The organism is Nonomuraea sp. NPDC001699 (assembly GCF_053596455.1).
In genome coordinates, this window is record NZ_JBSFGF010000021.1 from 1 (window position 1) to 19,298 (window position 19,298).

Consider the following 19,298-nt stretch of genomic DNA (forward strand, 5'->3'; position numbering starts at 1 on the left):
CTGGCACGCACGTCGTGCGGCGCCGCTTCCGTTCGACGCTACTTGCGCTTGCCGACCTCTTCGGTGAGCTGCGGGACGACCTGGTGCAGGTCGCCCACGACCCCGTAGTCGGCGAGCTCGAAGATCGGCGCCTCCGGGTCCTTGTTGATCGCGATGATGGTCTTCGCGGTCTGCATTCCGGCCCGGTGCTGGATGGCGCCCGAGATCCCGGCCGCGATGTAGAGCTGCGGCGAGACCGTCTTGCCCGTCTGGCCCACCTGGAACTGGTGGGGGTACCAGCCGGCGTCCGTGGCGGCGCGCGAGGCGCCCACGGCCGCGCCCAGCGCGTCGGCCAGGCCCTCGATGACGGAGAAGTTCTCGGCGGAGCCCACGCCCCGGCCGCCGGAGACCACGATCGCGGCCTCGGTCAGCTCGGGCCTGGCGCCCTTCTCCTGCTTGACGCGCTCGACGATGCGGGCGGCCTTCGCCGCCTCGCTCAGCGCGACCGACACCTCCTCGACGGCCCCGGCGCCCGCGGCGGCCTGCGGGGCCGTCGAGTTCGGGCGTACGGCGACGATCGGGGTGCCCCTGCGCACCTTGGAGTGCACGTTGACGCCGCCACCGAAGATGGACTGGTCGGCCACGAAGCCCTCGGACAGGCCCACGGCGTCGGTGATGACGCCGGAGTCGGTCTTGACGGCCAGGCGACCGGCGACCTCCTTGCCCTCGGCCGTGGCGGCCACGAGCACCGCGGCGGGCGACTTCTCGGCGACGAGCTGGGCCAGCAGCTCGGCCTTGGGCGCCACCACGTGGTCGACGATGTCGGCGGACGCGGCGTCGTAGATCTTCTCGGCGCCGTACTCGGCCAGCTTGGCCTTGGCGGCGTCGCCGAGGCCGGGGCCGGCCCAGACGGCGGCGGGCGTGCCGAGCGAGCGGGCCAGGGTCAGCAGTTCGAGCGTGACCTTCTTGACCTCGCCTTCGACCTGCTCCACGAGAACGAGAATCTCCGACATATCAGTAAAACCCCCGTTCTCAGATGAACTTCTTGGAGGCGAGGAAGTCGGCGGCCTTGGAACCGCCGTCGCCCTCGTCCTTGACGATCGTGCCGGCGGCGCGCGGCGGCGCGGCGGCGAAGTCGACCACCTCGGACCAGGCGGCACCCAGGCCGACCTGGGCGGCGTCGATCTCGGCGTCGGCGATGGCCAGCGTCTCGACCGGCTTCTTCTTGGCCGCCATGATGCCCTTGAAGGACGGGTAGCGCGGCTCGTTGATCTTCTCGACCACGGACACGACGGCCGGCAGCGTGGCCTGGACCTTGTCGTAGCCGTAGTCGGTGATGCGCTGGACGCTGATCGAGGAGCCTTCGACCTCGACCTTGTTGGCCAGGGTGAGCTGGGCCGTGCCCAGGCGCTCGGCCAGCATCGCGGCCAGCACGCCGGTACGGGCGTCGGTCGACTCGGAGCCCAGGACGACCAGGTCGAACCCGATCTTCTTGAGCACCTGGGCCATCGCGTACGAGGTGGACAGCGCGTCGGAGCCGTGCAGCGCGTCGTCGCTCAGATGGACGGCCTTGTCGGCGCCCATGGCCAGGGCCTTGCGGATGGTCTCGGTGGCCTTGCCCGGGCCCATGGTGAGCACGGTGACCTCGCCACCGTGCGCCTCCTTGAGCTTCAGCGCCTCCTCGACCGCGTACTCGTCAAGCTCGTTGACCACGCCGTCGACGGCGTCACGATCGAGCGTGTTGTCATCGGACCGCAGCTTGCGCTCGGTCGCCGTATCGGGGACCTGCTTCACGCAGACGACGATGTTCATGGCCGGTGGCCGACCTCCCGTGTTCGCGTGCGCCCACCGCGTCGCTGCGATAGGCGCCGAATGCAATGCTGACCAGACTGCCAGGTTCCCGACGGGCTCCTGACACGGGGTGGGTCAGAGTCGTGCCCTGGCTCCCGCGGTCATGTTACCCGTGGGTAGCTTACGCGCAAACCGGCGGTTCCCGCGAAAAGCCCTCCCGTTCCCACCATACCGAACTTTATTCGGTACGGTCCGACCGCCCCCATGGGGAAGTCAGGCGGACAACAGGAACACGATGCCCACCACCAGAGCCGTACCCGCGAACAGGGCCAGTGTGAACGTGCTGAACACCGCGGCGAGCCCGAAACAGAGCCCCACCACCCCCGCCACGCTCACCAGGTCGGTCACCATCCGGCTCTGCCGGAACGGCCCCCGCGAGAACAGCGCCACCCCGGCGTCGCTCACCACCCCCAGCGCGTAGGCGGCCAGCAGGAAGAGCGCCACCTCCGGCAGCGGCCCGCGGGCGGCCGCCGCCAGCAGCGACACGAACAGGCCCGAGCCGATGAGCCATCGCCTGCGCACCTTCTCCCGGTGCCGCGCCCTGGACTCCTCGACCGACCTGCGACGGCTGTCGCCCGGCCGCCACTCTCTCGTGCTCATGTCGTCGGCCGGCCGGGGACCCACCGCCGTGGCCGAGGGACGGGGACCGGCCGGGCGTACGTGCGGGACGGCGGCGACGCCCAGCCGGGCGCAGATCCGCGCGGCCGTGGGACGCGCGGCGGGGTCGGTGGACAGGCACTCGCGTAACAGCGGCGCCAGCCACTCCGGCACGCCCTCCAGGTCGGGCGGGTGGTGCACCACCCGGTAGGCCACCGCCGAGGCCGGCCCCTGCCCGTACGGCTGCCGTCCGGTGGCGGCGTAGGCCAGCGTCGCGCCGAAGGAGAACACGTCGGCCTCGACGCCCGCGCTCCCGCCTTCGAGGATCTCCGGGGCCAGGTAGCCGGGCGTGCCGACGACCGCGCCCGAGGCGGTGACCGACAGCGAGTCGAGCGCGCTGGCGATGCCGAAGTCGATGACGACCGGGCCGTCCTCGCTCATCATCACGTTGGCCGGCTTGAGATCGCGGTGGACGACCCCGGACTCGTGCATGGCGAGCAGCGCGTCGGCCAGCCCCGAGGCCAGGGCGGCCAGGTCGGCGACCGGCACGGGCACGGCGCTGAGCGGGCGGCCCTGGACGTAGCGGGTCACCAGGTAGGGCCTGGAGCCGTCGAGGGAGGCGTCGAGCACCTCGGCGACGTGCGGACCGCCGACCCGGCGCATGGTCTCGACCTCGCGGTCGAGGCGGCCGAGCGCGAGGCCGTCGGCCGCGACGTGCGGATGCAGCACCTTCACCGCGACCGTGCGCCCCTGGGCGTCGAGCGCCAGATGGACCTCACCGAAGCCGCCCGCGCCGAGCCGGGAGAGAAGCTCGTAGGGGCCGAGGCGCTCGCTCATACCTCATCTCTCCCCCGCCACGCCGACGGGGACACTCAGGACCACGGAGTCAGGAAGCCCAACCCCAGTCCGTCGAGCAGACTTTCGATCAGACCGGTGATCAGCCCGATCGTGCTCTGCCTGGCGTCGCTCGCCAGGCCGTCGATCACGCTCTGCGGGGCCCGCCAGGGCGCCCAGACCGGGTCCTGGCCGAGCGCGAACATCGCCGCGAACAGCGCCGCCGTGCCCACCGCGACGACCGCTACCAGCGCGGCGCCGGGGCTGCGCAGCACGCCGGTGAGCGTGCGGGTCACGGCCTTGCGCGGCGCGCCGCCGCCCGGCAGCACGAACAGGCCGCCGGCGAACGCGCCCGCGGCGAAGGCGGCGGCCTGGTTGGTGCCCATGCCGCCGGCCCAGTGGAGCGCGCCCCAGACGCACGCGCCGAACAGCAGCGCGAGCGGCACGTGGACCAGCGTCACCAGCGCGGCCTTGACCAGCGCCCACGGCGTGCCGACCAGCGCGAGCAGCGGATCGGCCGAGCTGCTGCCGCGGATCTGGCGGCGCTTGACCATGTCGCCGAACAGGTACTCGCCCACGCGCAGCACCACCGCAAGCGCGACGGCCACCGCGCCCACCACGACGGGCATCATGACCGTCAGCGCCACCAGCGTGACCAGCAGCAGCAGCCCGGTCACCTGGGCGCCGAACAGATACCTCTTCCGCTCCGCCGGCGGCACGTGGCTGCGCGGCTGGGGCGGCGGCGTGTAGGGGCGCGGCTGCGGCGGCGGCGCCGGGTAGCCCGCCACGCGCTGGTCGGTGCGCGGCACCGGGCGCGCCGACGTCGGCGCGGGCACGTAGGGCGGCGGCCGCTCGTCGCGCCGCGCGGGCGGCGGGGGCGGCGGGGGCGGCGCGGCCTTGCGGTACTCGACCGGCGGCAGCAGGTCGGAGAACGTGTCCATGGCGCGCGTGCCGCTGCCGATGCGCTTGGTGCCGGTCGGCCCCTCGAACTCGTTGAACGTGGTCACCGACGGGTCGAGCTCCCTGGCCATCCGCAGCAGCTCCTGCGCGCTCGGCCGGGCGGTGGGGTCGACCCGCAGCGCGCGCGACAACCAGCCGCGCAGCCACGCGGGCGCCCGGTCGAGCTGGGCCCGCCCCTCCATGATGTTGAAGCAGACCGCCTCGAACGTCCCGGTGCCGAACGGCGGCGCGCCCGTGGCGGCGAAGAACACCGTCGAGGCCAGCGCGTGCACGTCGGCCGCCTGGGTGATGTCGCTGTCGCGGATGATCTCGGGCGCCAGGTAGCCAGGCGTGCCGACGAACATGCCGGTCTGGGTCAGCCGGGTCGCGTTCACCAGGTGGGCGATGCCGAAGTCGATGACCAGCGGCTCGCCGTCGACCAGCATGACGTTGGACGGCTTGAAGTCGCGGTGGATCACGTCGGCCGCGTGGATGGCGACCAGCGCCTGGCACAGCCCCTGGGCCAGCCTGATGACCTGCCGCGCCTCCAGGGCGCCCTCGCTCAGCACGGTCTCTTCCAGCGTGCGGCCCGGGGCGAAGCGGGTCACGACGTAGGGCTGGCCCCCCACCAGCTCGGCGTCGATGACCTCGGCGACGTGCGGGCTGCGCACCCGTCGCATGGTCTCGACCTCGCGCGTGAGCCGGTCGCGGGCCTTGAGGTCGGCGGCCACGTGCGGGTGGAGCACCTTGATGGCGACCTCGCGGCCCTCACCGTCGAGACCCAGGTGGACGACCCCCATGCCGCCCTCGCCGATCTTTCTGACGATGCGGTAGGGGCCGAGGCGTTCCGGCGCTTGGATGCTCATCGCCACCTTCCTCGGCTCAGCCGCCCTTCAGGCTGGTGAGCTGCTTCGTCACGGGTGTGACGTCCAGCGGACTCCATACACTCCCCCTTGGCGTGTCCCCGAACGTGCCATAGGCGAGGATCAGCGAGAGCGCGGCGCCCACCGCCAGCACTCCCGCCATCACCATGGCCGCTGTTCTCGAGGGTACGAGCGATGAGAGCGTTCTGCGCATCTGCCGCCCCGGGCCCTCGACGCCCGGCCCCGCGCAGAGGGTCCAGAGCGCGACCGCGGCGCCCCACGCGAGGGCGTTGGCCGAGTCCATCTTGACCACCACGCTGAGCAGCAGCGTCACCGGCAGGCCGAGGATGAGGGCGTACAGGACGAGGGCGAGCGTGATGCCGACGGACTTGGCCAGCGCCTGCGGCCGGGCGAAGACCCTGAGCACGTCGAGCGCGGCGGCGCCGGCGGGCCGGCGGCCGTTGAAGGCCGGCTGGGCCAGGTCGGCCGCCCGCAGCAGCACGGCGATCGGGATCGCCACCACCGCCACGAGGACGGGCGCCGTCACCGCCGCCACGATCATGAGGATCAGCAACATCGCGCTCGCCACCCCGTACGCCTTCGAGCGCTGCAACGTCTGCCCCGGACGCGCGCCCGGGTTGTACGGCTCGTGAGCGGCCTGCGGGTCATGGGGCGGATATTGCTGCTGCACCGGGATGTAGGGCGGCGGCTGCGCGGGCACCGGGCCCGGCCTGCCGTAGTCGTGCTGCTCGGCCGCCGCGTTGCCCCGCCGGTGGTCGATCGCGTCCGGGCCGGCGTTGACCCGTCCGTAGTCCATGGCTTCGGGGACGACGTTGGCACGGCCGTAGTCCATCGGCTCCGGGACGGCGTTGGCGCGGCCGTGGTTCACGGGTTCCGGGCCGGCGGCGTACCGGCCGTGGTCCACCGGCTGGGGGCCGGAGCTGAGCCGGCCGAACTCGGCCGAGTCCGGGCGCACGCGCCGGGTGGGCACGTCGGCCTCGTGGTGGTCGATCTGCGGGTGCGACTGCGGCTGGGGGTGGAGCGGAGGCTGCTGCTGCGGCCAGGGCTGGCTGGGCCCGGCCTCGCGCTGGATCTGGCGAAGCTCCTCCGGCGACACCCGGCGGGTCGGCCACGGGTCACCCGCGCCCGGCAGCTCCGCGCCGTGGTCGGCCGGCCCGGCGCCCTGCCCGGACAGGCCCTGCCCGGACAGGCCCTGGCCGGGAAGCCCCTGGGCCGGCGGTCCCTGAACGGGCAGCCCCTGGGCGGGCGGTCCCTGGCTGGGCAGCAGCGAGACGAAGTGGGGGTCGGCGGGCGGCTGGACCGGCTGCTCCTGGCCGTCGATCAGCCGGCGCGGCGTCATCGGCGGCGTGGAGACGTCGTAGGAGGGCTTCTCCCCCACGAACGGCGCCCGCCTGGTCGGGTAGTCCTCGGGCGCGTCGGGCCGCGGCACGGTGGAGATCTCGTCGGGCCCGCCCAGCGGCGGCCTCGGCAACATCCGGGCCGTCTGCTCGGCCAGGTCGGCGGCCTTGGGCCGCTTGGCCGGGTTGCGCTGGAAGCCCGCCTTGAGCAGCGGCTGCAGCTCGGACGGCACGCCGCTGATGTCGGCCTTGCCGGCGGTGATGTTGTAGAAGATCATCTCCAGCGTGCCCTTGCCGAAGGGCGGCTGGCCGGTGGCGGCGTAGAGCAGCGTGCCCGCCCAGGCGTGGATGTCGACCTCGGGGCCGGCCTCCTGGCCTTCGATGATCTCGGGCGCGAGGTAGCCGGGCGTGCCGATGAACATGCCGGTCTGGGTCAGCCGGGTCGCGTCGACCGCCTGGGCGATGCCGAAGTCGATCAGGACCGGCTCGCCGTCGAGGATGAGCACGTTGCCCGGCTTGAGGTCGCGGTGGATCACGCCGACGGAGTGGACCTCCGACAGCGCCGAGGCCACGCCATGGGCGATCCGGACCAGCGCGGGCAGGTCGAGCGGCCCGTCGTCCTTGACGATCTCGTCGAGAGGACGGCCGGGCACGTAACGCGTGACGATGTAGGGACGATGACCGGTTACGTCCGCATCGACCACTTCTGCAATGAATTTGCTGCGGACCCGGCGCATGGTCTCGACCTCACGCGAAAGCCGCCGCCTGGCGACCTCGTCACCGGCGACCTCTCCGCGCAGGACCTTGACCGCCACCTGCCGGCCCTGAGGGTCGACAGCGAGGTGGACAACGCCCATCCCGCCTTCACCGAGCCGCCTGAGCAGCCGGTAAGGGCCTAGTCGGTCATCGTTCATGGCATGAAGCACCATACCGGCTTAATCCCCGCCCACGAGATGAACCATGAGGCCACATTCCCAGTCGTACAACGTCCGATACGGCCTCATCGGTTTCCCATCCAACGGTCTCGAATTGGCTTCAGTTCGGCTTCGGCGCCTTCAGGTGGTCAGGGACAGGACCTCGGCGCCCTTCAGCCCGGCCAGCGTGGCGCCCGGGACGGCGAGCTTCGACCTGCGCAGGCCGCTGCCGATCACCACCCTGGGATGGGCGGCGACGTGCTCGTCCACCAGGACGGGCCAGTCGGAGGGCAGCCCGAGCGGCGTGATGCCGCCGTACTCCATGCCGGTCAGCTCGACCGCGTCGGCCATCGGCGCGAAACTCGCCTTCCGGGCGTCGAGGTGCCTGCGCACCACGCCGTTGACGTCGACGCGCATCGTCGCGAGCACCATGCAGGCGGCGTAGCGCGTCTCGCCGCCGCGCTTGGCGGCCACGACCACGCAGTTGGCGGACTCGTCGAGCCGTACGCCGTAGCGTTCGCAGAACGCGGCCGTGTCGGCCAGGTCGGGGTCGATCTCCGTCACCTCGGCACCCTCGATGCCCGGGACGGCGAGCGCCACCGGCTCGGCCAGCAGGTCACCACGGTCGGTCGCGGGCACCCAGTGCAACGTCATCCTCGTCTCCTCGATCGCTCTTCCCCGACCGACCCTATGCCGGTCGCGAAAGCAGCGTGCGACGTCACGTGGACTGCAACACCCGCTGGTGCAGCAGGGTGACGACGCTGCGGGCGGACTCCATGGCGCCTGCCTGCCAGGCGATCAAGTGGGTGAGCCAGTCGCCCGCGAAGTAAACCCTTCCGGCGGGGCGTTGCAGAAGAGTGAAGGACGAATCAAAGGAGGGCCAGTACATCCAGCCTCCCTGGATGTGCTCCTGACGGTGCCAGGCGATGGAGACGCTGGACAGGAGGTCCTGACGGTATTTGTCGCCGTGGATCTTCCTGCCCTGGGTGAGCGCCTTGCGCCGTCTGTCCTCGGGGGTGAGGGAGCCGTACAGCTCGGCGTTCTGCTCGGTGTTGTAGTAGCCGACGATCAGGCCGCGTTCGGAGTGGTAGCCGTGGGAGGGGTACCAGATGTGGGTGATGTCCAGGTCGGTCTCGGTGACGCCGCCGTAGATGCGGTCCTCCAGCTCCCACCAGCGCCTGCCGTACTCCAGGCCGATCTTGCCGGCGGCGATGGGGATGGGGGTGCTCAGTGCGCTGGTGATCTGCGCTCCGAGGTTGTGCGGGATCTTGGCGAGGAGGTGCGGGGGGAGGGTGGCGACGCAGTAGTCGGCCTTGACGCTGCCGCCGCTGTACGCCACCTCGACGCCGTCGTCCAGGGTCGTGATCCTGGTGACCTTGGCGCCGGTCCTGATGCGGTCGGCCCCGACGGCCTCGGTCAGCTTCCTGACGATCGCGTCCATGCCGCCGACCGGCTGGAACATGGGGGTGGCCATGTCGTAGCCGAAGTCGTTGGTGATGGCGCGGCCGGTGGCGGCGGCCAGGACGTCGTGCAGGGTGCCGGGGGGCGGGACGGGGGTTCCGGTGTCGAGCGCCGGGTACTTCGTGAACCCGCGCCGGGATGAGCCCTCGTAGTCGAGCTTGGGCCCCAGGTCGCCGAACCGGCGGAGGAATTCGAGCAGGCGCTGCCGGTCGTCGGCGGTGATCGCCTTGTCGAGCGCACCGATATTTGTGGCTTTGGCCAGCAGTTCTGCGACATATCCGTACATGTCGGCTCGGGCGGTGCGAGCCCGCACGGTCCTGCCGTTGGTGTGGACGTACGCGGAGGCGTTGTTGTTGACGAACGTCTCGATCGGGACGCCCAGCTCGCGGCAGTAGTCGAGGGTGACCATCCAGGGGGCGATGCGTCCGGGCCCGGCGTTGAAGTAGACGCCCTCGCCGAGCCTGACGTCCTGGGCCGGGCCGTTCAGCTCGGTCAGGCGGTCGCCGCCGCGCAGCGTGAGGTTCCGGCCGCCGGCCCTGTCCCTGGCCTCCAACAGGGTGCAGTCGTAACCGGCCTTGCCCAGCTCGTACGCGGCGGTCAGCCCGGCCACGCCCGCGCCGAGGATCACCACCTTGGCCGCGCCCTTGCCGCGCAGGGAGAAGTCGCCGGGGCGCGGCGCGGCGAACTCCTTGTCCTGCTCGGAGGGGGCGAGCCCGAGCGCGCCCATGGCGGCGTACATGGCGCCCGCGCCGCCCACCGCCCCGATCCCGACGAGCAGCCCCCGCCGGGTCAGCGCCGCGCCTTCCACCGTCACCCGCTCCCTAGGTCAGCAGTTACCGACATGTCAGCCGTAGGGCCCGCTGCCGCAGGCCACCTGGCCGCCGATGGTGGCGAAGATCCCGAGCAACGCCATGATCTGGCGGAAGTCGTCGGTGGTGAACTCGGTGTGCCGCGAGCCGACGGTCTTCACGCCGGGCACCAGCGCCACCGCCGCCGCGATGGCGGTCGAGTTCCACTCCACTCCCAGCGTGTACGGCGCCTCCACCCGGTAGGGCGTGAAGTCGCTCAACCTGGAAAGCCCGCGAGCGGCGGCCTCACGAATCTTCGCCTGGGCGACGCTCGGCGGCAGCAACTCGGCCGAGAACTTGTCGATCCCCTTCTTCACCGCGACCGTCTCGACGTCGCCGAGCAGCTCGCGCGCCTCCTCGCCGACGGCCTCGTCCCCGGTCACCAGCACCACGGGCACGCCGTGGAAGCCCGCGCACGCCGCGACCAGCCGGGTCTCGCCGCACAGCTCGCCGTTGAGGTAGACGTTCTGGATCTCCTTGCCCATCCACGTGTGGTTGAGCACGCCGTGCTGGACGCCGGCCCTGGCGTGGTAGCCCACGAAGCACGCGGCCTGGAACGTGCCGTCGAGCCCCTGGGCCATGCGCTGGGCCTTGCCCGGCCCCCTGATCAGGGTGGCCCGCGGGTCCAGGAGGTCGATCCGCAGGTTCTTGGTGGACCCGTGCGCGTCGTTGACCAGCACCGACCCGGCGCCGGCCGCGAACGCGCCCTCGACGGCGGCGTTGGCGTCGGCGGTCATCAGCTCGCAGCCGCGGTCGTAGCCGCGCTTGCCGGCGTGCATCTCCTCGGGGTCGGTCAACCCCGTCACGCCCTCCATGTCCACCGACAGATAAACCTTCACGCAGTCAACTCCTCGTACGTCACCGGATCCGTCCCGTGGACGGTCACGCGCCCCACGTCTCCACCTGCCGCACCTCGGCCTCGGTCATGAGACCGACCTTGGAGGTCAGGAAGGCGGCCGCCTCCGTCCGCCACGGCTCGGGGATCTCCTCGATCGCCGGCGGGTAGCAGTGGTCGAGCCAGCTCGTGGACTCCTCGGTGGCCTCGAAGTAGTCGAGGGCCTTGGCGAACAGGGACCGTTCGATGCCGGGGACGCGGGCCAGGCCGTACTCGATCATCTCCTGGCCGCCGTAGGGCGGCGGCTGCAGCCACTTGCGGGCCACGGGACGGTCGGCGGTGACGGGCGTGTCCAGGGGACGGCGCTCGACGGCGGCCTGGATGAGCTCCTTGTACAGGCACTTGCCGCAGGTGCGGCAGGGGCCGTCGGTGCCGCGCAGACACCAGCGCACCTGGTCCTTGAGCTCTGAGTTCAGGGCCAGCCGCATGGTGACGGCCTCGCTCACGCCGCCGACCGGGAGCACGATGTGCACGCCCGCGGCGGCGAACAACCGGCCCCACGCGCCGTGCGGCGCCCACATGGGGTTGTCAGGCGTGAACCGCAACAAGTAACGGTCGCCGCCGAGCCAGCGTGAACCGAGTTCATAGCCGAAGCCCAGGCCACCGAGGTTCATCCGGTCGGCCAGCAGCAGCGCCCCCGCCGCGACGGCGTGGTGCTCCGGATAACCCGGACGCGGCTCGGCGAGGGTGAACTCCAGGTCGGAGGTGACGGTGGTGAGCTCGCGGCCGGTCCGCTCGGCGAGCTTGGCCAGCACGTCGGAGCGGTAGTGCGTCCACCGGTTGGGCACCCTCGGATGCGGCACCCGGCGGAAGTGCACGAACGGCGCCGACGGATGGATGGCCGCCGCGGCCACGGAGTCGGCGCCGCCGCTGTAGGAGAGGGCGAGCCTGTCCCCGGCCCGGCGCGGCTCGGCGCCGACCGGCCCGGCCTCGATGCCCCAGCCGTCGTGCAGGGCTCCGGCCACCTCCGCGGAGACGGCCCGGTCGAAGGTGATCCGCCGCCTGGTCCAGGGCGCCACGATCGTCCAGGCGGCCACGGCGAACAGGTCGGGGTGGGCGTCGGCGGGCACGCCGCCGATCGAGCAGGAGTTGGTGGCCAGCTTGACGGGGTGGTCGTCGGCCGCCCTGCCGGTGATCTCGTCCTCGGGGTCGAGGCGGAAGGTCAGCTCGCCGCCGGACCAGGTCACGCGCACGGCCGGCCCCCCTCGGCGGCCCCGGGGACGCGGGCTCTCAGGTCGTCGACGGCCTGCCAGACGAGCACCTCGTTCTGGAGCACGCCGTCGAGGGCCTTCGCGGTCTCCTGCGCCAGCCGGTGCGCGTCGTCCAGCTTGGCCTTGTCGATCAGCGGGGTGATCAGCGGCGGGCGGGCGTCACGCAGGCGCTCGACCTCGCCGTGCAGGGTGGCCATCTCCCTGCGCAGGGTCTGGACCTCCCAGAGCGCGTCCCGGATGTCCTGCCGGTGGTCGGCGACGGAGATGTAACGGGAGTCGAACCACGAACGCACGGCTTGACGCAGCCGGGCGGGGACCGGGACGCGCATCATGGAACGCCACCATACTGGCAAACCCGCTCCCCCCTGGACGGCCTACTCCAAAGGGTTGTATTCGTACGGCGGCCGGACGGTCACCGTCCGGTGAACTTGGGCTTGGCCTTCTCCGTGAAGGCCCGCATGCCGATCCGGGCGTCGTCGGTGGCGAACAGGCCCGAGAACTGCAGGCGCTCGATCTCCAGGCCCGAGGCGAGATCCACCTCGACGCCCTGGTCGACGGCCTGCTTGGCGGCGCGCAGCGCCACGGCCGGCCCGCCGACGAACGTGGCCGCCCACTCCAGGGCCGCCGTGTAGACCTGCTCGTCCGGCACCACCCGGTCGACCAGCCCGATGGCCAGGGCCTCGGCGGCGGCGACGTGCCGGCCGGTGAAGATCAGGTCCTTGGCGCGGGACGGGCCGACGAGGCGGGGCAGGCGCTGGGTGCCGCCCGCGCCCGGGATGAGCCCGAGCAGGATCTCCGGCTGGCCGAGCCTGGCCGACTCGCCCGCGACCCGGAAGTCGGCGCACAGGGCCAGCTCGCAGCCGCCGCCCAGGGCGTAGCCAGTGACGGCGGCGATGACCGGCTTGCCGATGCGGGCCACCGTGGTGAAGCACGCCTGGAGCGTGCGGGAGTGGGTGGACATGTCGGCATAGGACATGTCGGCCATCTCCTTGACGTCCACGCCGGCGGCGAAGACCTTCTCGCCGCCGTAGAGGATCACCGCCTGCACCTGGTCGTCGGCATCGACCTGAAGCGCCGCCTCGACGAGCTCCCGCTGCGTCTGGACGTCGAGCGCGTTCATTTTCGGACGGTCAAGACGGATCGTGGCGATCTGGTCGGCCACCTCGACGCTCACAAACTCACCCATGAGGCGAACCTAACAGAGCGCTCCCCGCTCACCCCGCTGCGGCCGACCTCACCGCGTCGGCGGTCTTCTCGCTGTTCGACACGCGTACCAGCGCCGCCGACAGGCGGACGAGCTCGTCGCCGGAGCCGGCCAGGCGGACCAGGCCGCGTTCCTGTCGGGGCAGCCCCAGCCGGGCGGCGCCGTCCAGCACCCGTCTGTCCAGGTGCGGCGCGACCTGCGGCCAGACGCCCTGGACCTCGCGCAGGAAGATGTCGGCGCCGGTCGGGCCGATGCCGGGGAACTCCCGCAGCAGCTCGCCGATCCGCCCGGGATCGCCCCCCGCCTCGTCGCGCAACCTGCGCAGGTCGCCCTTCCAGCGGTCGAGCAGCAGCTCGGCCCCCTTGCCGAGCATGGTCGAGGTGCGTTCGTCGTAACGCCTGTAGTGGCCGCGGCCGAGGGCGTCCACGCGGTCCTGCCAGCTCGCCCGCGCCATGGCCCGTGGCGTGCGGTACCCGGCCGCGAACAGCTCGCGCGCCGCCGCCACCGCCACCCCGGACGAGATCCGCGCGCTCAGCAGCGTGGCCAGCACGAGGAGCTGGTACAGCGGCCGCGGCCGGTCGGCGAGCTTGATGCCCGCCTCCCCGGCGAACGTCTGGCCGCACTGTTCGAGCAGGGCGTCCAGCACGCCCTTGTCCTTGTCAGCCATGACGCTCCGCTACCCCCGTGGCGGGCGCTCATCCCGGCCCGGCGCGTTTGCCGCCCTGGTCGCAGGGGAGGCGGGGGTTCTCCAGCGGGAAGGAGCTCATCGTGCTGACCCTGACTGACAACGCCGTGGTCGCCATCCGTGACCTGATGGTCGGCGAGGACGTGCCCGCCAATGCCGGCCTGCGGATCTCCCCCAAGCCGGACGAGGCGGGCACCTTGGAGGTGTCGCTCGCGAGCACGCCGTACGCCGGGGACCAGGTCATCGAACAGGAGGACGTCCGGGTCTTCGTGGCCGAGGACGCGGCGCCCATCCTCGACGACAAGTCACTGGACGCCCAGCCGGGCACGCCGGGGCATCCGACGTTCCGGCTGGACCGCCGTACCTGACCGCCGTACCTGAACCGCAGCCCCTGACGGACGCTCCCGGCGGCCCGCCCGGCAGCTCAGGGCCGCCGGGAGGCCGTCAGTGCGCCTCGCGGCCGGCGCGCACGGCGTCGGCCAGCTCGACCAGCAGGCGCTCGGTCTCGTCCCAGCCCACGCAGGCGTCGGTGACGCTCTGCCCGTACGTCAGGCCCTCCACCGGACCGGGCTCCTGCCGCCCCGGCAGCAGGAAGCTCTCCACCATCAGCCCCGCGATGCCCTGCTCGCCCGCCGCCAGGCGCCCGGCCACCTCGCGGACCACCGCCGCCTGCCGTACGTGGTCCTTGCCGCTGTTGCCATGGCTGGCGTCGATGATCAGCCGTTCCGGCAGCCCGGCCTTGGCCAGCAGCGCGAGGGCGTCGCCGATGGACTGGGGGTCGTAGTTCGGGCCGGTGCGCCCGCCGCGCAGGATGACGTGGCAGTCGGGGTTCCCGGTGGTCGAGACGACCGCGGCCCGGCCCTCGTCGTCGATGCCGAAGAACACCTGCGGGTGCGAGGCGGCCTTGACGCCGTCGATGGCGACCTGCACGTCGCCGTCGGTGGCGTTCTTGAAGCCGACCGGCATGGACAGGCCGGAGGTGAGCTGGCGGTGCACCTGGCTCTCGGGCGTGCGGGCGCCGATCGCGCCCCAGGTGACGGCGTCGGCGATGTACTGCGGGCTGGTGGGCTCCAGGAACTCGCAGCCCACCGGCAGCCCGGTGTCGAGCACGTCGAGCAGCACCGTCCTGGCTAGGCGCAGCCCGCGCTGGACGTCGTGGCCGCCGTCGATGTCCGGGTCGTTGATCAGGCCCTTCCAGCCGATGGTGGTGCGCGGCTTCTCGAAGTACACGCGCATGACGACGCAGAGGGCGTCCCCAAGGTCGCGGGTGGCGGCGGCCAGGCGGCGGGCGTAGTCGAGGGCGGCCTCGGGGTCGTGGACCGAGCACGGGCCGACGATGAGCAGCAGGCGGTCGTCGTCGCCGGCGAGCACATCGCGCACCGCGTTCCTGCTCGCCGCCACCAGGGCCTCGCGCTCGGGGCCCAGCGGCTGTTCACCGATCAGCTCGCGGGGCGTGGGCAGGGGTTCGAACGAGTTGATACGCAGGTCGCTGGTCGTGGTCATGGGCTGTGTCCTCCGCTTTCGATGGGAGTTGCGAAGGCGGTACGGCCCACATCCGTGGCCCCCGGAGCCGTCCGCCTGAACGACGAAAGGCAGAGACGGACGTCTCTGCCTTTGGGCTCCGGGTGATCAGTAAGTCAGCGCATGTGACCTTCGGCTCCACCCGGAGCCGCCACATAGCGCCAAAATCGGCTGATCACTGACATGCTGTTGACGCTAGCAGACGCCCGGTGACGGCTCCAAATCCCGTCCGCTATCCGAGATCGGATTCCCAGCCCGGTTCGCGCAGGTCGCCGAGCCCGTAGAGCCCGACCAGGGTGCCGTCGGCGCGGGTGACGACGACGTGGTCGACGTTCGCGCCTTCCATGCGCCTGGCCAGGGCGTCGAGCTGCTCGCTGGGCCGTACGGTGGTGACGCCGGTGTCCATGGCGGCCTCGGCGGTGCCGGTCAGGTCGGCGCCCTTGAGCTGGCGCGACCCGATGACCCCCTGCACCACGTCGTCCCTGTCCACCACGACGGCGAGCCCGGCCGGGTCGGCGACGATGCGTTCGCTGAGCTCCTCCAGCGGGTCCTCCAGATCGGCGGTGACCGGGTCGCGCCGGGCGCCCGAGCCCACCAGGACGGCCTCCCCCTCGTACGGCAGGTCGGCCGACAGCCAGTCCATCTTGCCGAGGCCGTAGTCGTGCACGTCGGCGAAGCCGAGCCGGACGAGCCGGTGAGCGGCGCGCGGGCTGAGGTCGCAGAGCCAGTCGTGGCAGTAGACGACGACCGGGCGCGACCGGTCCAGCAGGTCGTCGGCCAGCCGGTCGAGCGAGCCGAGCGGCAGGTGCACGGCTCCGGGCAGGTGCGCCCAGGCGTACTCCCGCTCGGGCAGCACCTCGGCGAGCTGGGCGCCGCGCGTCGCCAGCAGGTCCTGGACGCCCTCACGGTCGATGATCTCCGTCATGAGGCGCTCAGCGCTCCCCGCCGTGGGGCCGTTCTGACTTGGGCCCTTCGGCGCGGTCGCCGCCCACCTTGCGCGGGCTCTTGGCCGGGTCCGACTGGAGTTTCCTGGCCACGCGCTTCTTGAGCTCCTGCTCGCTCAGCCCTTGCCGGTCCAGCTGCTTGCGGAGCCGGCGGCGCTCGTTGTCGTAGGAGTGACTTCCGGGTCGAGGCATGACAGCTCCCCCTCTCCTCCGTAGGCCCGCCTACCCAGCCCCTCACCTGGTAGTCCTTCGTATCGGCCTGCCGGGCCCGGTCCGGCGGGCCGTTAAGCGATGAAAAATATCTTCGCAAAGTTCTCGCCAGAGAAGGAAAATGTTGAGACGCTGATCGCGCACCACCCCCCAGTCAAGGAGCGGTTCATGCGCAGAGCGCTGGCGATCGCGGTCGTCGCCTTGTTGCCCTTAACCCAAGTGCCCTCGGCCTCCGCCGAAGAGCCCGCCGACCGGCAGCAGGCATTCGCCGCGGCGGCCGACGAATTCAAGGTCCCACAGAGCGTGCTGCTCGGGGTCTCGTACCTGGAATCGCGGTGGGAGGCACACGCGGGCCAGCCGTCGAACAACGCCGGGTTCGGCCCCATGCACCTGACCGACGCGGCCGCGTACACCACCTCGAACCACCACGGAGAGGGCGAGGAGGACGCCCGCGGCGACGAGACCAGGCCGCTCGCGGCCACCCCGGCCCCCGCCCCGGCGGAGATCCCCGCCTCGCTGCGCACGATGGAGCGGGCCGCGCAGCTCACCGGCGAGAGCCACGAGCGCCTGCGCACCGACGACGCGGCCAACATCCGCGGCGGCGCGGCGCTGCTCGCCGACTACCAGAAGAGCCTCGGCGCGCCCCTGAGCGCCAACCCGGGCGAATGGTACGGAGCCGTCGCCAAGTACTCCGGCGCCGAAGAGGCCGACGCGGCCAAGTTCTTCGCCGACGAGGTCTACACCACCATCCAGGAAGGCGCCGAGCGCACCACGGACGACGGGCAGAAGGTCACCCTGCCCAAGGTCCCGGACCTGGAGAAGATCGAGAAGTGGCTGGAGAAGCTCGGCCTGCGCCCCGCGAGGCGCGACGGCGTCGAGTGCCCGGCCTCGATCTCCTGCGAGTGGATCCCCTCGGCCTACCAGGAGCTCCCGCCGGACGACTACGGCCACTACGACCTGGCCAACCGGCCGGTCAGCCAGAAGGTCGACTACATCATCATCCACGACATGGAGGGCTACTTCCTCCCGTCGATCAAGCTCAACCAGGACCCGAACTACGGCGCGAGCTGGCACTACTCGGTCCGGTCCAGTGACGGGCACATCGCCCAGCACATCAAGACCAAGGACGTCGGCTGGCAGGCCGGCAACTGGTACATCAACTCCAAGTCCGTCGGCATCGAGCACGAGGGCTTCCTGGCCGAGGGCAGCACCTGGTACACCGAGGCGATGTACCGCTCGTCGGCCCGGCTCGTCCGCTACCTGGCGCTCAAGCACGGCGTGCCGCTCGACCGCGCCCACATCCTGGGCCACGACAACGTCCCGGGCACGATCCCGAGCACGGTGCGCGGCATGCACGAGGACCCGGGGCCGTTCTGGGACTGGGCGCACTACTTCCAGCTCATGGGCGCGCCGCTGCACCAGCTCGGCGGTCCGAAGTCCGGCTCGGTCATGATCAAGCCGGACTTCGCCACCAACAAGCCCTACTTCTACGGCTGCGACCGCAAGAACCCCGAGGCGGCCTGCCCGCCGCTCAGCGCCGGCACCGTGTGGCTGCGCACCGAGCCGCGCGAGGACGCCCCGCTGATCAAGGACATCGGCAAGCACCCCACCGGCGGCTCGCTCTACAGCGTGTACGACCACAGCGCCAGGGCCAGCACGGGCCAGCGCTTCGCCGTCGCCGACCGTCAGGGCGACTGGACGGCCATCTGGTACCTCGGTCAGAAGGCGTGGTTCAACAACCCTGCGGGCGCCCCGACCGCGGTCCCGTCCATGGGGCTGGTCGTCACGCCGAAGCCGGGCAAGGCGACCGTACCGGTGTTCGGGCGGGCCTATCCGGAGCAGGAGGCGTATCCGGCCGACATCCCGTACCAGGCGGTGACGCCGCTGCAGTACACGTTCTCGGCGGGCGAGAAGTACACGCTGGCCGGGCCGGCCGCCGCCGAGTACTTCCGGGCGGTCACGTTCAACCTGGAGGACCACAAGGTGGTCAGGGGGAAGACGAAGTACCTGGAGATCCAGTTCGGGCACCGCGTGATGTACGTCAAGGCTGACGACGTGCAGGTGACGTTCTCCGGGTGAACTCCTTGACGGCGCGCCTGGTGCTCGCGAGCGCCTCCTGAGAGGAGTCGAACGTACGCTGGGCGACGCCGACGAACACGCAGTCGACGACGAGGAGCTGGCTGATCCTGCTGGCCAGGGCGCCGGGACGGAACTCCGTCTCGCGCCCGGCCGAGATCAGCACGTGCTCGGCCAGCTCCGCGATCGTCGAGCGCGGGTTGTTGGTGACGGCCACCGTGGTGGCCCCCGCCTCACCCGCCCGGCGCAGCGGCTCGATCACGTCGGGGGTCTCCCCCGAGGTGCTGATGCCGATCGCCACGTCGCCCGTCTTCAGCAGGACGGCGCTGGTCAGGGCGAGATGCGCGTCCTGGAAGGCGTGGCTGGACAGGCCGATGCGCAGCAGCTTCTGGGCGACGTCCTCGGCGACTAATCCCGAGGCGCCCACGCCGTAGGCGTCGATGCGCCTGGCCCCCACGATCGCGTCGACGACCAGGCCCAGGCGCTCGCTGGTGAGCTGGGCGACGGTGTCGTTGATGGCCTCCGACTCGGCCCTGGCCACCTTCTGGATGACCTCCGACAGCGGGTCGTCGGGCGCCAGGTCGCCGGGCACGAGCCGGTCGGGCTGCGCGGCCGCCGCGGCCAGGGCCAGCCTGAGCTGGGGGTATCCGGCGAAGCCGAGCAGCCGCGCGGTGCGCACGATCGTGGCCTCGCTGGTGCCGGAGGCGGCCGACAGCTCGGTGATGGTGCTGCGCGCGACCGTCGCCGGATCTTCCAGGATGAGCCGGGCGACGGTCTGCGCGGCAGGCGTCAGGGACGGCAGGACACCGCGGACCGTGGCCACCAGATTGTCGGCCCGCAGGCCGTTCCCGCTGTCGTCCACGGTCCTGATTATGCACCGCTCGACCACCGGCCCGACCTCGTCCGGA

General features: G+C 71.7%; 18 protein-coding genes. 2 read left to right on the forward strand and 16 right to left on the reverse strand.

The features are described from left to right. Window positions 1-38 precede the first annotated feature (38 nt). The 12 genes from ACWCSU_RS40400 to ACWCSU_RS40455 all read right to left on the reverse strand — a co-directional run bounded on the left by ACWCSU_RS40400 (window position 39) and on the right by ACWCSU_RS40455 (window position 13,621). Window positions 39-992, reverse strand: a complete 954-nt coding sequence (locus tag ACWCSU_RS40400) for an electron transfer flavoprotein subunit alpha/FixB family protein (RefSeq protein ID WP_397037870.1) — start codon at window positions 990-992, stop codon at window positions 39-41. A 19-nt stretch (window positions 993-1,011) separates the two neighbouring features. Next, window positions 1,012-1,791 (reverse strand): electron transfer flavoprotein subunit beta/FixA family protein, encoded by a 780-nt coding sequence (locus ACWCSU_RS40405; RefSeq protein ID WP_357697526.1) that lies wholly within the window; start codon window positions 1,789-1,791, stop codon window positions 1,012-1,014. A 252-nt stretch (window positions 1,792-2,043) separates the two neighbouring features. Beyond that, window positions 2,044-3,264: a serine/threonine-protein kinase gene (locus ACWCSU_RS40410; RefSeq protein ID WP_449942022.1), complete on the reverse strand. Its 1,221-nt coding sequence runs from the start codon at window positions 3,262-3,264 to the stop codon at window positions 2,044-2,046. 35 nt (window positions 3,265-3,299) lie between these two features. Next, the gene (locus ACWCSU_RS40415) at window positions 3,300-5,066 is read right to left on the reverse strand and encodes a serine/threonine-protein kinase (RefSeq protein ID WP_364085218.1); all 1,767 of its coding nucleotides are present in this window, start codon (window positions 5,064-5,066) and stop codon (window positions 3,300-3,302) included. A 16-nt stretch (window positions 5,067-5,082) separates the two neighbouring features. After that, a complete protein-coding gene (locus tag ACWCSU_RS40420; RefSeq protein ID WP_449942023.1) occupies window positions 5,083-7,350 on the reverse strand; it encodes a protein kinase domain-containing protein in 2,268 nt (755 codons plus the stop codon). A gap of 126 nt (window positions 7,351-7,476) precedes the next feature. Further along, on the reverse strand, window positions 7,477-7,989 hold the full coding sequence (locus tag ACWCSU_RS40425) for a YbaK/EbsC family protein (RefSeq protein WP_357697520.1): 513 nt from the start codon (window positions 7,987-7,989) through the stop codon (window positions 7,477-7,479). A gap of 64 nt (window positions 7,990-8,053) precedes the next feature. After that, entirely contained in the window at window positions 8,054-9,610 is a 1,557-nt protein-coding gene (locus ACWCSU_RS40430) for a flavin monoamine oxidase family protein (RefSeq protein WP_357697518.1), read from the reverse strand. A gap of 30 nt (window positions 9,611-9,640) precedes the next feature. Then, the gene (locus ACWCSU_RS40435; protein ID WP_357697516.1) at window positions 9,641-10,483 is read right to left on the reverse strand and encodes a M55 family metallopeptidase; all 843 of its coding nucleotides are present in this window, start codon (window positions 10,481-10,483) and stop codon (window positions 9,641-9,643) included. A 43-nt stretch (window positions 10,484-10,526) separates the two neighbouring features. Continuing rightward, complete coding sequence (locus tag ACWCSU_RS40440; RefSeq protein ID WP_449942024.1) at window positions 10,527-11,732, reverse strand: DUF6395 domain-containing protein; 1,206 nt, start codon at window positions 11,730-11,732, stop codon at window positions 10,527-10,529. Then, window positions 11,723-12,082 (reverse strand): hypothetical protein, encoded by a 360-nt coding sequence (locus ACWCSU_RS40445; RefSeq protein ID WP_357697512.1) that lies wholly within the window; start codon window positions 12,080-12,082, stop codon window positions 11,723-11,725. The genes ACWCSU_RS40440 and ACWCSU_RS40445 overlap by 10 nt, the downstream gene beginning before the upstream one ends. Before the next feature lie 80 nt (window positions 12,083-12,162). Beyond that, a complete protein-coding gene (locus tag ACWCSU_RS40450) occupies window positions 12,163-12,936 on the reverse strand; it encodes an enoyl-CoA hydratase/isomerase family protein (RefSeq protein ID WP_364085236.1) in 774 nt (257 codons plus the stop codon). A 28-nt stretch (window positions 12,937-12,964) separates the two neighbouring features. After that, window positions 12,965-13,621 (reverse strand): endonuclease, encoded by a 657-nt coding sequence (locus ACWCSU_RS40455; RefSeq protein WP_357697508.1) that lies wholly within the window; start codon window positions 13,619-13,621, stop codon window positions 12,965-12,967. A 101-nt stretch (window positions 13,622-13,722) separates the two neighbouring features. Between ACWCSU_RS40455 and ACWCSU_RS40460 the strand changes: the two genes are divergently transcribed. Next, entirely contained in the window at window positions 13,723-14,007 is a 285-nt protein-coding gene (locus ACWCSU_RS40460) for a Fe-S cluster assembly protein HesB (RefSeq protein WP_357697506.1), read from the forward strand. Between the two features lie 76 nt (window positions 14,008-14,083). Here ACWCSU_RS40460 and ACWCSU_RS40465 read toward each other — a convergent pair whose 3' ends face one another. From ACWCSU_RS40465 to ACWCSU_RS40475, 3 genes are all read right to left on the reverse strand, one after another. Beyond that, a complete protein-coding gene (locus ACWCSU_RS40465) occupies window positions 14,084-15,142 on the reverse strand; it encodes a 3-deoxy-7-phosphoheptulonate synthase (RefSeq protein WP_364085242.1) in 1,059 nt (352 codons plus the stop codon). Between the two features lie 250 nt (window positions 15,143-15,392). Beyond that, on the reverse strand, window positions 15,393-16,085 hold the full coding sequence (locus ACWCSU_RS40470) for a CBS domain-containing protein (RefSeq protein ID WP_364085245.1): 693 nt from the start codon (window positions 16,083-16,085) through the stop codon (window positions 15,393-15,395). Between the two features lie 7 nt (window positions 16,086-16,092). Further along, window positions 16,093-16,296, reverse strand: coding sequence for a hypothetical protein (locus ACWCSU_RS40475; protein ID WP_364085248.1), 204 nt, complete (start codon window positions 16,294-16,296; stop codon window positions 16,093-16,095). Window positions 16,297-16,482: 186 nt separating this feature from the next. On the opposite strand from ACWCSU_RS40475, the gene ACWCSU_RS40480 reads away from it, so the two are divergent. Beyond that, window positions 16,483-18,393 carry an N-acetylmuramoyl-L-alanine amidase gene (locus ACWCSU_RS40480; RefSeq protein WP_357697498.1) on the forward strand — a complete coding sequence of 637 codons (1,911 nt, stop codon included), beginning with the start codon at window positions 16,483-16,485 and terminating at the stop codon, window positions 18,391-18,393. Here ACWCSU_RS40480 and ACWCSU_RS40485 read toward each other — a convergent pair. Further along, window positions 18,356-19,252, reverse strand: a complete 897-nt coding sequence (locus ACWCSU_RS40485; protein WP_357697496.1) for a MurR/RpiR family transcriptional regulator — start codon at window positions 19,250-19,252, stop codon at window positions 18,356-18,358. The genes ACWCSU_RS40480 and ACWCSU_RS40485 overlap by 38 nt on opposite strands. Window positions 19,253-19,298 lie beyond the last annotated feature (46 nt).

What these genes read in the sequence shown, in the direction of transcription:
- ACWCSU_RS40400 (WP_397037870.1), bottom strand. Translation starts at nt 992, where the DNA reads ATGTCGGAGATTCTCGTTCTCGTGGAGCAGGTCGAAGGCGAGGTCAAG.
- ACWCSU_RS40405 (WP_357697526.1), bottom strand. Translation starts at nt 1,791, where the DNA reads ATGAACATCGTCGTCTGCGTGAAGCAGGTCCCCGATACGGCGACCGAG.
- ACWCSU_RS40410 (WP_449942022.1), bottom strand. Translation starts at nt 3,264, where the DNA reads ATGAGCGAGCGCCTCGGCCCCTACGAGCTTCTCTCCCGGCTCGGCGCG.
- ACWCSU_RS40415 (WP_364085218.1), bottom strand. Translation starts at nt 5,066, where the DNA reads ATGAGCATCCAAGCGCCGGAACGCCTCGGCCCCTACCGCATCGTCAGA.
- ACWCSU_RS40420 (WP_449942023.1), bottom strand. Translation starts at nt 7,350, where the DNA reads ATGGTGCTTCATGCCATGAACGATGACCGACTAGGCCCTTACCGGCTG.
- ACWCSU_RS40425 (WP_357697520.1), bottom strand. Translation starts at nt 7,989, where the DNA reads ATGACGTTGCACTGGGTGCCCGCGACCGACCGTGGTGACCTGCTGGCC.
- ACWCSU_RS40445 (WP_357697512.1), bottom strand. Translation starts at nt 12,082, where the DNA reads ATGATGCGCGTCCCGGTCCCCGCCCGGCTGCGTCAAGCCGTGCGTTCG.
- ACWCSU_RS40450 (WP_364085236.1), bottom strand. Translation starts at nt 12,936, where the DNA reads ATGGGTGAGTTTGTGAGCGTCGAGGTGGCCGACCAGATCGCCACGATC.
- ACWCSU_RS40455 (WP_357697508.1), bottom strand. Translation starts at nt 13,621, where the DNA reads ATGGCTGACAAGGACAAGGGCGTGCTGGACGCCCTGCTCGAACAGTGC.
- ACWCSU_RS40465 (WP_364085242.1), bottom strand. Translation starts at nt 15,142, where the DNA reads ATGACCACGACCAGCGACCTGCGTATCAACTCGTTCGAACCCCTGCCC.
- ACWCSU_RS40470 (WP_364085245.1), bottom strand. Translation starts at nt 16,085, where the DNA reads ATGACGGAGATCATCGACCGTGAGGGCGTCCAGGACCTGCTGGCGACG.
- ACWCSU_RS40475 (WP_364085248.1), bottom strand. Translation starts at nt 16,296, where the DNA reads ATGCCTCGACCCGGAAGTCACTCCTACGACAACGAGCGCCGCCGGCTC.
- ACWCSU_RS40480 (WP_357697498.1), top strand. Translation starts at nt 16,483, where the DNA reads ATGCGCAGAGCGCTGGCGATCGCGGTCGTCGCCTTGTTGCCCTTAACC.